Raw genomic sequence first — 13,684 nt, forward strand, 5'->3', positions numbered from 1 at the left:
TCCCAGAAAGCAGCTTGAGGTTGGGCGCGGTTTCCGGATACCAACGTAGCAACTAAGCTGCCATTTTCTGCTCTGCCATCGACTCAGCGTATCGCTGCGCCGGAGTTTGATAGCCAATGGACGAATGGCGCCGTTTGCGATTGTAAAACACCTCGATGTAATCAAAGAGGTCCTTGCGCGCTTCAATACGCGTCACGTAGCTTCGATGGAAGACGCGCTCGTTCTTCAAGCTATTGAAGAAGCTTTCCATCGGCGCGTTGTCCCAGCAATTGCCCTTCCGGCTCATCGACGCTTGCATGCCGTACTCCGCCAACAGGGCTCGGTAATCATGGCTGCAGTATTGGCTACCTCGGTCGGAATGATGAAGTAGTCCTGGCTTCGGTTTGCGTCGGAAACGCGCCATTTGCAGGGCACGGATGACCAGCTCCCGTGTCATTCGCTCGTCCATGGCCCACCCGACGATGGCCCGCGTGTGCAGATCCATGACGACCGCCAGATACAGCCAGCCCTCGCGGGTGGGAATGTAGGTAATGTCCGCATTCCACACGGTGTCCGGTGCCCTCGTGCTGAACTGTCGATCCAGCACGTTGGATGCAAACGGTAGGGAGTGCTTACTGTTGGTTGTCGCTTTATAACGCCGCTTGTGGCGCGCACGAATGCCGTGTTTTTGCATCAAGCGCTGGATGCGGGTTTTGCTGACTGGATGCCCTCGGGATTTGAGTTCCTGGAAGATGCGCGGTGAACCATAAGCCCCCTGGCATTCAGCATGCACGCTACGAATCAGCGCAAGCAACTGCATGTCAGAAAGCCAGTGGGTCGGGCCACCACAGGCCTGCCAATCGGCGAAGCCGCTCGTGCTGACGGACAGCACTTTGCAGAGCGACTGCAAGGGATAGTGTTTGCGCATCTGGTCAATCACGGCGTACTTCACTGCGACTTTTTCGCGAAATACGCCGTGGCTTTTTCCAGAATTTCGAGCTCCATCTTCAGGCGGGAATTCTCGGCACGCAGGCGTGACAATTCCATTTGCTCTGGTGTGACGGGCTTGCCGGAACCTGTCGCCATCTTCCCGGCCTTGTGGGCCTTGCGCCAGTTGGCAAGCGTCTGCTCGGATATGCCCAAGTCGCGCGCTACTTGAGCAGGGGTCTTGCCTTCGACTTCGACCAGGCGGACGGCTTCTTGCTTGAATTCGGTGGTGTAGCTTTGTCGTGGAATTTTGTACATTCGGAACCTCTGTAGACCAGTTTACCCGGCTACGGTTGGTATCCGAAATCCACACCCAAGCTCAGCTTTCTTGTGGCTCAACTGAGCAGCGGCCTCTATTCTCTCTTGGTATCGCACCCAACGTTCGCTGACTTCTGCTGCGAATTCTCGCAAATTACCCACAAACCGTTGCATGAGATCAGCGCCGCTTGCTCCGATCGCGCGAAGCTTTAGCGGCAGCCGGTTGCGCAAGGCTTCGGCTTCCTGTGTCGCACGGGCGCCTTCTTCGCTTTCCATCCACTGCATGAGTTCGTCGGTGAATGCGCTTAGCGCTTCCTCTCCAAAAGCCTTGCCGAACAGGTGTTTCAGCGAGGGGGCATTGATGTCGTGATCGGTGATTTTCCGGCGCAGGAAATGCGCCAGCATAATCGACTGCTGGTGGCGCCAAAACAGGTCCGGATTGTCCAGATGAATGAACGGTGTGCCGGGCGACGACGCGAGGTAGCCGCTGAAATCGCGGAAAACGGATTGGTCATAGTTGGTATTGCGTGCCACCGTCACACAGAACGGAGCCGCCTGGGCGCGGCGCCCAGCGCGACCAGTGCGCTGCTGGTAATTGGCGATGCCCGGCGGCACATTGAGATTCACCACCGCTTCCAGGTCGCCCAGGTCTACCCCCATCTCCATCGTCGTGGTACAGGACAGGACATTGATTCGGCCTTCCGCGAAATCCTTCTCGATGGACTCGCGTAAGTCTGTCGATAGGGAAGCAGTGTGTTCCCGCGCCCGCACAGTGACATGGTTGGGTTCCTCGTAGGACACGAGGTAATGATTGCGAGCGCGCATTACTTCGCGCTCCGCCATGCAAATCTCTTCCACCTCGCCACGGCAGTGGAACGCAGTGCAACGCTCGTTCAACGCATGCGACTGACGCAGGCCACAGCTCTTACACATGTATAGCGGCTGCTGCTCACCGGAGGCAATGCGGATGCCTTCTCCATCTAAGGCGAAACCGGGGTTGTGCTCCCTCACTATGGCGATCGTAGGATTGACCATGGCTTCCCAAAACCGGCGCAGGAATTCAAGGGCTTGGTCGCGAGGTAGGCGCAACTGCTCAACTAGATACCAGGTGCGCCGGTTATGTCGCTTCGGTGCCGGAAGCCATTTAAACCTTACGTTGTCGTCACCGCCTTCAATGTCGAAACTGCGATGCTGGTTATAGTGCCCCCAAATGAATTCATTCCTCAGGTCGACGCCATAGAACATGGCCAAGGCCTTTTCCCGCCGGATGTTTTCCAGAAGAAAGTGGATCAAAGCATCCACGCTGGCTTCATTCGTAGGTAACTCCGCTGGCCAGAAGCCTTGCACCTTCTGGCGCAGCAACTCGACCCGGTTGGGCTCAAAAGTGACACGCACCACGCCAAGGGCTTCCAAGGAATTTCGCCGACCAGCAGGGGTACAGAATTCCGCACCGATTGCACCTAACAATAGGTTGATCATATCTTGACGGTCGATTCGGATATCGCCATTGGCATCCAGCAAGATGGGTTGACGTCCGTCGCGTTGCCAATGCTGGCAAACCTGCTCAGCCAACTGCCGCGCATCTAAGGGTTGGTCACGCTCCTTCAAAACCTGACGGATAGCGCTGCGCAAGGCTAGTTCGGCGGCGGTGCGCTCGAAATACGGCGCGAAAAACGCAGCGTCCTGACGGTTATCCGAGAAGCTGAGTAGGTTACGCCCCTGGGCCGGGCGCGGATCATGGTGGTCAATCTCGGCACCCGGAAGGGCTTCCAACACACGTTGTGTTACCACGCTGCCCAAGGCCTCGTTGCCAGGATGCATTCGGGTGATGACTTCCGCCTCCGCACCGCTGGCGCGACCGCCACATGCCGGACACTTGCGCACGTACCAGGCCTTTTCTTCTTCATCGTGTTCGGTCTGGATGGCAAACAGCGGTATCGCCCCTTCGCCAGCAGCCAAGGTACCGGTTACGGGATTGAGCCAGGTGACGTATGGCGAGGTCACTGCCTCCTCGCCCTCGTCCGCCTCATCATCCACATGATCGGAAGGTTTCCCTAGCCAATACACCCGTCGCTCAGCACGACTTTCGCCCTGGTCAGGTCGACGCGGATGTAGGTGATCCGCTTCTTCAAAAGCTTCCAGATAAGGCTGGCCACATTTGCGACAGACCATCAACGGGTAGAAATAGCCGGCTTGATGGTCGTGGTGGTGACGAGCTGTCTTGATGTCGCGCCATCCCTCACCCTCTCCATCGGGGCGCACGGCTATGCCTTCGATGCTGTTGACGGCGATGTGATAGCGCCCGGGCAGTAGTGGGAAACTCTCCTCGTCCGTCCGCGCCAACATACCCATGCGGATCACCGCGCTGAGCGCCTGATAGCGCTCATTGTCGCTGAAGGAATCCGAAGGGGATGGGGAATCGGAATCGAATACCAGCCGTGCCAGTGCGCGGAAGTCCTTGACTCCGGCCTGATCCAGCGACTCGGCGACAAGTCGTATTTCCCGATTGGCGGCAAAGCACGCTTCTAGGAAGGTGCCTAGGGGTAGGCCTGACTCCACCAAAATTTCGGGCCGATCCAGATTGTTGACTGCTAGGCGGTCGTTCCAGGTGTTCGTCTGACGATTCGCATCATGGGTACGGGACACATCTTCTAGCACCCCTCCCATCTTGATCCACTCCACTACGGATAGAGAAAACACAGGCGCCACGGTCTGCCGTAAACGGTCATGCACGATGCGCTTGCCGCGCACCACCACATGTATCTCCTCGGCGAAGAGGTCTCCGGCGAAGGCCTTGAGCTTTGCGTCCGCATCCGTGCCCTCGGCCAGGCTGGCACTGGTACCGAAGACTTGCAATGGAACTTCGATTCCTAGCCGGTTCTTGAGCTTGCGCAGCAGAAAGGCCACCTCGGTCGCCTGCGCCCCGCTGTAGGTGTGAATTTCATCCAACACAATGCAGCGCAAGGCGTTAGCGGAAAACAACGGTGCATTGCGCGGCAGCAAGAGCAGATGCTCGAGCATCGCGTAGTTGGTGATCAGCACCTTGGGCGGATCGTTCAGCATCTCCTCGCGCGTGAGCATCCAATTGGCCGGGATGTGGTTGTCCAAGGCACGCATGAGCTTAGGATTGTGGCGAAGACGATTTTCTTCCACGCTACGCTGGGTATTCGCCTTCACTTGGCTGGTATAGCGCCCGAAAGTGATACCACGGTCTTTCAGATGGTGCCCGAACAGCGGGGCGATACGGTAATACAGCTGGTCGTTGGCCAGCGCGTTCATAGGGTAGATGAGCAAGGCCCGCACACCTGGTTTGTCGGGTTCTGGATCAGTGAGCAGCATATGAGCGATCGGGTACAGAAAAGTCTCGGTTTTACCGCTGCCGGTACCCGTGGCAACCAGCAGGCTCTTACCGTCCCGCGCAGCGTGTTCCAAAGCACGCTGTTGATGCAAATGCAATTGCCGGCTTGCGGTGGGGAGCGCCGCAAGGGCATCGTGCAGAAAGCCGCCCTGGCCTTGGGTCAGTTCCGCTAGGCTCGCCCCCTTCTCAAAATCCGGGAGCGCTTCCACGTACGGTCCGTCTACCAGACACTGTTTCGACAATTCCGTACGAAAGCGCTCAGCCAGCAGCGGGTAGCGGCGGCTAATCGGCAGAGCCGTGGCAATGTAGCGCCCAAGTACCAACTTGAGTTCCTCAACGAGGGCAATTGGATTGGACTCGTTCATGATCTTTCTCTCTGTAGTCAGCTGTTAGGACCAGTTCCCACAAAAGCAGGTAGTAGGCGAACAACGCTTCGCCAATCTGAAGCAGGAAAGCCAGCGGCTTGTCGAGTGGGATATCGGCGCTGTCAAGCTGGTTCAGGTGACGCTGTAAGGCACCGGGCTGGCGCGCCTCCTGACGACAAGCGAAGGCAAGGCCAGCAAGGAGGTGGGCGATATTTCCCAGATTTTCCCGTTCCTGAAGGACCTGGTCGTCAACGACTTCATCGGGGCAGGCTGGCCAAGGAGTGAGATGTGGAGCTTGACCACGCCAGGCGAGTGGAACACCACGTTCCCCAAGGGTAGGCATCATCCGGTGAGCGTGTTGGGCCAGCCCGATTCCTTGCCCTCGCCAGATGTCATTGCCCACCAGCGTACGCTCGTAGGCTACTTCCAGCGCACGCCAGGCATGGCGGTAGTGCAATGGTCCCAAATAGTCCTTAGGTCCCGGCAGGAAAGCATCGTCGCTGATCTGGTAGACATATCCCAGTTCGGGCACGCCACACATGGCGTTTACATATCGTTGCGGGTCGAACCCTTTGGGCGCGGATCCCTGGCTAGAGATAGCCGCAAAATTGGCGCAACCGGCTGCCGGGGCAAAGTGAAGGAGATCAGGGAACAGCATCGGCCACTGCTCATATATGCCCCCCATCGCCCGTAGCGCACGCGAGAGTGGATGCGGCTTTTCATGCACCCGTCTGTATTCCTGCGCCGGTAGAGCGAACAACCCAGGCAATGCCGCCGTAATCACAAGCTGGGGTAGCCAACTCGCCGACGTCTCCTCCGGCGGCGGCATGGCAGCCAGGTCGGCAAGCGGAGTGAGCACTTGTGCTTCCCGCCCCCGCCATCGTTCAGTCAATGCCTTCCAGGTGGCGGCCAACCAGGTTAAGTTATCCCAAGCCTCTTGTGCATAGCAAACTAGCAGGGCGACATGGACCCGCTGCAGCAGCCGACACGCGGGCAAATCCTCTAGTCCGTTCACCAAACCCAGCCATTCCTTCTGGACCAGAATTTGGCCGCCGTTGCCTAACAGTAAACCGGCGGCGAATACATCCTGACGACTATTCTCCAGATGTCCCCACACGCCCCTTATCTGACCATCCAGCTTGAATAACCAGGCCCCAGCTGGCCAGAAGCTCAGGTTGATATAAAGCTGCGCATCATGGCCGCCTTCTTTTCCGTCCAACACCATGAGCCTGGCGCGTCCAAAGCGAGTGTTTGTCCACTCACCCGCGTTGGCGTGCAACTTGAAGAGATCGTCGTCTCCGGACAACAGTGCCGTAGCGTGTACCGACAGCGCCTCCAAGTGCTCCGATACATGAAATCCCATAACGAATTGACCGCTTTGCACCTGGGCCGAGAATCGGCTGACCGCATGAGGTTGCGCCAGCCGCAGCAGAGCGTGTTCCACGCCGGTGTTCTCGTTCACATAAACCAGCGTGTGAGACTGCGGCGTAAGGCGGCTTGCCAAGAAGGTGGCGGGCAGCACCTTAGTAGCTCGGTGAGCGAAACCCACCCGCTCCGACCATTCTCCAAGGCGCAGAATGCCGTCGTCGCTGGCGATGACCACGATCTGTTTGGTGGAGGTAAGGGAGACAACTTCCGTACTACCTAAGGTTCGTCGGAGGCGGTTGCCTATCCCTCCCTCGGCTACGTCCTCCACCTCCACAAATATGCCGGGCACGTTCCAAGTCAGGCTTTGTTGGCGTTTTTCGCCTAAGGCAAAAACCAGTCGCACGACGCGCGCGTTGCTGTTTCTGAGTATCAAGTCATCGCCGCTTCGCTCCACGTTCTCGCTAAACTCGAGTCTCAGGTTTTCGGGCCAGGATGTGCAGCGGAAGCGCATCCCCTGCCTGATCTCCTTCAAGCCTAGCCAGTACAGACTGGCACAGCGTAGCAGCACCCGTGGTTCTCCAGCGCGTCGCAGCTCAACTAAGATGTGCATTAGGCCGGGCTTCCAACCTGCGTGCAAAGCCTGGCCGGATATGCTCACCGTGTCCTGGCCCGCCGAATCCAGGTCGAGCGAGACTACCCGTGCTTCACCTCTGTCGCCGGGCAGCAGCGTGAGCTCATAGCGTGCAGTTGTGGTCAGCCAGTCGGCAGGCATTTCCACCACCAGATCGAGCGCGCCGTGACGGAACTCCATACCTTCCTTGCTAGCATGGAGATCGCCTAGCCAACGGGCCAAGGGTTGGCTGTCCGCGTGTACGTGCAGCTGCGCTGGTCCGTTGCTGATGACGCAGTGTTCGCCAGGCCGCAGAAGTAGTGAAAAGGAAACCAATCGCGGATCATCCGAAATCTCTTCGGTATCCAATCCAGTGGGTTCGAAACGAGCCAGCGCTGTATAGGCACCAGGCGGCAGCGTTAGAGGCTCCGGCTGCGCAAGTTGACCACGGCCTGCCAGACGCCCGGTGTCAGAAAATAAGAGTAGCCGGTTGGTTTTGCAGTCATCCCACAAGGAGGCTAGCAATTTTTGCCCACCAGAATGGCCGTGTACCGACAGTAGGCGCGGAAGAGACTGGCTAATGAGGAGAAATCGATCCTCGGCTCCGGTGCGGTATTGCCGGGTGGCGCCATCCACATCCACCGTCCATTCCTGCTCTTCGCCTCCGGGAAAGAACACACCCAAATAACCACTATGGAAGACCACGCGTGGCAGTGTGGCGCGGCGCAATGTGGATGCCTCGCCATTTTTGAACGCTTTTGCCATTGCCACTTCGAGCTGGTTGGTCTGGCCCTGTGGCTGCCCGCCCGCGGCATGCACCCTCAAGAAGACGCGCGTATAGAACCCGAACCGATCAAATTCCAGCGCCTTGCGCGCTGTCTGACTAAACGGCAGGTCCAACTTCGCATCTAGAGCAGCTTGCCAACTGCCGATGGCTTCGGGATCATCGTCGTCCGGCAAGCCGACCCTGCGGGCGAATGACAACATCCTCTGTGCCAGATCGTCCACGAAGGGAAGAGGCACCCCGGCTTGACGGAGATACTCATTTGCCATGTAGTGCGGGCCGGACATGCGTGACGATGGCTCAAGACCAAGATGCAGCAATGCCCGACGGAAGGCCTGCCAAAGCCGCTCGCGTTCAGCCTGACCAGGTTCCACATTCAGACGCAAAGCTGTTTGAATGTGCGGATAAAGTGAAAAACGCCCGCTTTGTCCCATCCCGCGCATCACATGCCATGCCAGATTGACCGCAAACAAAGCGGGGAATTTTTCAAGGCGATGGACGTATCCTTTCACAGTCGGCTCTTCGCCAATCGCCTTGTCCATCGCTTGGCGCATCTCCGTAGTCAGCGTCTCCCCCAGCAACCCCAAGAAAGGGATGTCACTTTTCCGGATCGCTATCAAAACCGACTTCTCTGACTGGGAGAGCCATAGCCAGAGACGGACTTCATCTGAAGATTGGATAGGCATTTCTTATTCCTAACCAAAGCAAACAAGCCGCCAAATACACAGTTTTGGCAATTTGACAACGTTGGTCGATCATATCGGCAACCCAGCCCGCAACATCTTCTCTCGCAGCTCTGTCGCTCGTACGGGGTCCAGTGTGTTGTTGAACAACGCCCTAACCTCAGCAGTCTTGGCGTCGAACTGTTCCACGAGGTCTTTGATGCGATAGCCATGCCGAGTCAGCGTCGGTTCCAGGTCGTCGATCTGGCGCGACAGCACGTTCTCGACCACTTCGGCGGGCATCCACCTGCTCTTCTTCCCAGTCCATAATCCCCTGAAAGGTGTGGTTTAGCACGATCAGCTCGGAGGACAACATCACGTTGGAGTTACCCGCATAGGCTCGCCACGCGGCATGGAAGCGTTTATTGCTACCCCCGCGAATTTCCGCAAGGTGCTCCTCCATGCGGACCAGCCAATTGCGGCTGGTTATTCCAATGTAGAAAACCTCGTCTAGGACACCCTCGTCATGATCCATGAAGACGATGCTGTGCGCGTAACCCTGATGGCCCTCGGCTACATCGCCATAGCCGACCATGAGCACCTGAAGCGGTATGCTGATAACTCGTGTCGGCCGGCCTCTTCCTTGACTTGGATATGCAATACAACCCTCTGTTGCCCCTCAGGGCGGGCGAATTGAGGGTGCTCGAAGTACGCCTTCCATTGTATGTCCGTGCGCTTGGTCTTTGCGTCATAGCTGAAGACGACGACAGCATCGATCTGTGCCATTTCGCATACGTGGAGCTTGCGCTCCTGCTGATTGTGTTCCAGCAAGCGCCAAGGGATGCTACCGACTGCGGGGGAACAGTTGCACTCGGAATTCTTCAGGAACGTCTCTAGCTGGAAGTATAAGCAGACACCGGCAATGACCCGATGCGGCCGTGCCCAATATGCCCGAGCAAATGATGCATGGCTTTGAGCTCAAGGTACTGCAAATGCGCTGAACTAGGTACCCTCTTTGCGGGGAGCAATTTCATGGATGCACCTACGTCCTTCTTGCTTTGGCATGTGTCCAAAGACAGCCTGGCGAACCATTGGCCCGACGCGCTACAGCACTGCTAAATCATTTGCAAATAGCCTGTGCCGGCTGCGGTGCAATGCAAGCTGAGACGACTGAATGCAAGCTCGTTTGCAGCGGTGTGAGTTTAGACCATTGATCAGTAGCATCTAGTCTGAGCTGGCAATTGCATCCAAAGCGAGCCGGACTGGTTTCAAACGCAAGTCGCTACAACTATGGTGGCCGTTTGGTACGTTTAAATATCGGTCTGGAAAACCCCCAAGATCTTATCGCCGACCTACAACAAGCATTCGAATTTTCTGGTGTTGGGTCCAATTGACCTCGTAGCACGGCCAATGGCGCTGCTACCTTTCCTTGGCCGAGATGCTGCGGGGCCGGATCGAATCCAAACCCAACCCGCTGGAACCCGCCCTGGCCGTCACCGCCAGCTTCGGCATCGCGGCCAGCAATGGACGCGGCCTGGACAACGCCCACAGCCTGCTGGCCGCCACCTGCCCCTCATTGCGCCGCATCGGCGGGCTGGATGCTGGTCACCACAAACCCCTCGGCCCGCTTCTCCACGCTGAAGCGTATCTTGTCGCCGGGCTTTGCCGAAGCGAGTAGCGCAGGGTCGCTCACCTTGAACACCATCGTCATCGGCGGCATACCCAAGTTTGCGATCTCACCATGCTTGATGGTGATCTTTTTCTGTTCCGGATCGACTTTCCTGACCTCGCCATCGGTCAAGGCCTGGGTGGCAGACGCGCCTGTTGCGAGCGCGGGAGCGTCGCCCGAAGCAATGGCGGCACCGGTCATCAGTAGCGCGGCGACAAAGATGGGCTTGATCATGGTAATGCTCTCCTGAGTTTTCATGGCTTGCTGGGTACGACGGTGATGCGGCCAACCATGCCTGCCTCGAAGTGGCCAGGAATCAGGCAACCGAACAGGAACTCGCCGGGTTGATTGAATTGCCAGTTGATCACCTGCTGTTTGGCCGGAGGAACGTGCGCCATATAGGGTTCGTCGTGTTCCATGTCCGGAAACTTCTTCATGACCTCGGCGTGCTCCTGGAGTTTCCGCGCGGAACCGAGGACCAGTTCATGCATAAGCTTGCCCTTGTTGGTGAGCACCAGGCGGATGGTTTCGCCCTGTTTCACGGTCAATTTGTCGGGGCTGTAGCGCATGGTGTCGTCCATGCTGATCTGGATCGTGCGGCGGACCTGCTTCGGGTCGCCTTCCCGGCCGAAGTCATGCTGGTCGTCCGAGATGGCTGCCTTCATTTTCTTGTCATGTTCTTCGCCGCCATGTGCCCAGGCCGGGACTGGCAGAAAGCTTGCGGCCAACAGTAAGGCAGATAGGGATTTCACGGTTTGCTCCGACTGGGTAAGTTCAATGGCCACCGTGGCCACTGGGTTTGATAACGGTGACGGTCTTGTCGTCCGCCTTGGCGGTGCTGGCGCGGGTGGGTTCGGCGAGCTCGCCGGTCCACTCGTAAGCCACGGTTCCCTTGGGGTATTGGTAGGGGCCGGGATCCTTGTAATCGCCGGGTTGGAGCTTGTCGCGCACTTTGAAGGTGGTGAACATCCCGCCCATCTCGATGGGGCCGAACTGCCCCATGCCGGTCATCATCGGCAGCGTATTGTCCGGCAGGGGCATCTCCATTTCCCCCATGTCCGCCATGCCGCGGTCCCCCATGACCATGTAGTCGGGCACCAGCTTCTGGATCTTGTCGACGATGCCCCGGTGATCGACGCCGATCATGGTGGGTACATCGTGGCCCATGGCATTCATCGTGTGGTGCGATTTGTGGCAATGGAATGCCCAGTCGCCGGGCCGGTTGGCGACGAACTCGATGGCCCGCATCTGGCCTACCGCCACATCGGTGGTCACCTCGGGCCAGCGGGCCGATCTGGGTACCCAGCCGCCATCGGTGCAGGTGACTTCGAAGTTCACCCCATGCAGGTGGATGGGATGGTTGGTCATGGTCAGATTGCCGATACGGATGCGTACGCGTTCATTGGTGCGCGCCACCAGGGAGTCGATGCCGGGGAAGGCCCGGCTGTTCCAGGTCCACAGGTTGAAGTCGGTCATCGTGTTGATTTTCGGCGTATAGCTGCCAGGGTCGATGTCATAGGCGTTGATCAGGAACACATAGTCCCGGTCGACCCGCATGAAATCCGGATTCTTCGGATGAACCACCAGGAAGCCCATCATACCCATGGCCATCTGGGTCATCTCGTCGGCATGCGGGTGGTACATAAAGGTGCCGGACTTGGTCATTTCGAATTCGTAGACGAAGGTCTTGCCCGGCTTGATCTGTGGTTGGTTGAGGCCGCCCACGCCATCCATGCCATTGGGCAGCAGGATGCCGTGCCAGTGGACCGTGGTGTGCTCGGGCAGCTTGTTGGTAACGAAAATGCGGACCTTGTCACCCTCCACGCATTCAATCGTCGGGCCCGGGCTCTGGCCGTTGTAGCCCCACAGCCTGGCCTTCATGCCGGGAGCGATTTCGCGCACCACGGGTTCGGCGACCAGGTGGAATTCTTTCCAGCCGTTCTTCATACGCCACGGCAGGGTCCAGCCATTGAGCGTTGCCACCGGCTGGTAGGGGCGGCCGCTTTGCGGGTGCTGCGGAGGCTGCATGTCCGCGCTGGACCGGGTGGCCGCCTCCGGCAAGCCGGCTGCACCGGCCCGCGATACGGTGGCGGCGCCGAGCAGGCCGGCGGCGGCGCATTGCAGGAAATCGCGTCGATTCGTCATTGGGTTCCTCGGTGCATCAATGTCCGGCCGAGGCCGGGGCGGACGATATGGCGGTGGCCGTGCCGCCGGATTCCGGCGGGCTGCCCGCCGTCTCGGCCATGGCCAGATTGGCATCGGCCTCCCAGAAGGCGCGCAGCGCTTCCAGGTAGGCATTCACGCTGCCGACCTGCTCGCGCGCGTCGGCCAGCAGTTCGAACACGCCGATCAGCATGCCGTTGTAGCGCAGCAGGTTTTCCTCGGCGATGGTCTTGCGCAGCGGTACGACCTGATCGCGATAATGCTTGGCCAGGTCGTAGTGGGTGCGATAGCCGTGGTAGCTGCCGCGCAGCTCCGACTCGGCATGGATGCCGATCTCGGCAGCCTTGTTGACGGCACTCAGATAGACCGCCTCCGCCCGGGCGACCTTGGCATCGCCCCAGTCGAACAGGGGGATCCGCAGTTCCAGCTCGTAGCCGCGTGCGCGGTGCCCCTCCTTGTCGCTGTTGCGCAGGTAGGACGTTTCGAGGGCATTGATAAAACGGGTCGTCCGCGTTAGACCCAGCGACCTGGACAAGCCATCCAGCTCGAATTTCGCCCGCTGCAGATCATGGCGCCGGCTGGCCGCCTGCTGCACCGAATCCGCGAAGTCACGCGGGCTGGCGGGTAAATCGGGGAGCCTGGCCGGCAGCGTCAAGCGCTGGGCGTCCTGACCGGACAGGCCCAGCAGCCTGATCAGCCGCTCCCGCGCCTCGACAGCCGCCTGCCGGGCATGTGCCAGCTGGGCCGTGGCGTCGGCGTAATAGACCTGTTCGCGGGCATGGGCCAGCCTGCTGAAGTTGCCGGCTTCCAGCATGCGCTTGGCCAGCAAGGCGCTCGCCTCCGCAGCCTCGTTGACGTCGGCCAGGTAGCGGGCCGCCTGACCGGCAGCCACCGCATTTATCCAGGCCTTGCGCGCTTCAAGGGCAATCCGTGCGATATCCCCGGCTGCCTGCAGCTTGGTGCGCTCCAGCTGACGGGAAGCAATTTCCTGCCGCCAGGGGATAAACAGCACCCCGAGGATATCGATCTTGAAAGCCCGCTCGTACTCGACCGCATCGCCGCTTGTGACGCGGGCAAAGGAGAACGCCGGGTTCTCGATGCGTGTCGCCTGCGCCAGTTCGGCCTGGGAAACCCCCAGTTCGGCCAGGCTGCTTTGAACCGACCGATTGTTGACCATGGCCAGTTCGACCGCGCCGGCCATATCGACCGGTTGGGACAACCGCTGCCGGACGATGTCGGCTCGCGCTTGCTCGTCTGCCGGGCTACGCACGTACCGAACCGGCTGGCCACCATGGGCAACGAGACGCTGGTTCAGCTCGTCGATAGCCGAATCCGGATTGCTGGCGGCACAGCCCGCCAAACCGGCGATGGCCAATGCCAAGCCGGCACGTTTGAACGGATGCAGGGAAAAGGCCTTGCGCTTCATGGCTTCGGCAACTCCTATATTCAATACCTCCCACTTTAGGCAGCTCGCACCAACA

General features: G+C 59.0%; 8 protein-coding genes. All 8 read right to left on the bottom strand.

Annotated features, from left to right (window positions below):
* Positions 1-52 precede the first annotated feature (52 nt).
* Positions 53-1,224 (bottom strand): IS3 family transposase gene (locus tag FNU76_RS23535; protein WP_444542064.1). Its coding sequence is split into 2 segments (ribosomal slippage): positions 53-957 and positions 957-1,224, totalling 1,173 coding nucleotides; the frame shifts between segments, so codons are not numbered across the junction.
* A 21-nt stretch (positions 1,225-1,245) separates the two neighbouring features.
* On the bottom strand, positions 1,246-4,947 hold the full coding sequence (locus tag FNU76_RS23540; protein ID WP_144280464.1) for a DEAD/DEAH box helicase: 3,702 nt from the start codon (positions 4,945-4,947) through the stop codon (positions 1,246-1,248).
* Positions 4,916-8,395, bottom strand: coding sequence for a hypothetical protein (locus FNU76_RS23545; RefSeq protein WP_144280465.1), 3,480 nt, complete (start codon positions 8,393-8,395; stop codon positions 4,916-4,918). The genes FNU76_RS23540 and FNU76_RS23545 overlap by 32 nt, the downstream gene beginning before the upstream one ends.
* Before the next feature lie 69 nt (positions 8,396-8,464).
* Positions 8,465-8,674 (bottom strand): phosphoribulokinase, encoded by a 210-nt coding sequence (locus FNU76_RS23550; RefSeq protein WP_144280466.1) that lies wholly within the window; start codon positions 8,672-8,674, stop codon positions 8,465-8,467.
* Positions 8,675-9,944: 1,270 nt separating this feature from the next.
* Complete coding sequence (locus FNU76_RS23560) at positions 9,945-10,274, bottom strand: copper-binding protein (RefSeq protein WP_223879162.1); 330 nt, start codon at positions 10,272-10,274, stop codon at positions 9,945-9,947.
* A 20-nt stretch (positions 10,275-10,294) separates the two neighbouring features.
* Positions 10,295-10,792 (bottom strand): cupredoxin domain-containing protein, encoded by a 498-nt coding sequence (locus tag FNU76_RS23565; RefSeq protein ID WP_223879163.1) that lies wholly within the window; start codon positions 10,790-10,792, stop codon positions 10,295-10,297.
* Positions 10,793-10,814: 22 nt separating this feature from the next.
* Positions 10,815-12,185: a multicopper oxidase family protein gene (locus FNU76_RS23570; protein WP_144280468.1), complete on the bottom strand. Its 1,371-nt coding sequence runs from the start codon at positions 12,183-12,185 to the stop codon at positions 10,815-10,817.
* A gap of 16 nt (positions 12,186-12,201) precedes the next feature.
* Positions 12,202-13,629 carry a TolC family protein gene (locus tag FNU76_RS23575; RefSeq protein ID WP_144280469.1) on the bottom strand — a complete coding sequence of 476 codons (1,428 nt, stop codon included), beginning with the start codon at positions 13,627-13,629 and terminating at the stop codon, positions 12,202-12,204.
* Positions 13,630-13,684 lie beyond the last annotated feature (55 nt).

The sequence above is a fragment of the Chitinimonas arctica genome (assembly GCF_007431345.1).
Taxonomy (GTDB): Bacteria; Pseudomonadota; Gammaproteobacteria; order Burkholderiales; family Chitinimonadaceae; genus Chitinimonas; species Chitinimonas arctica.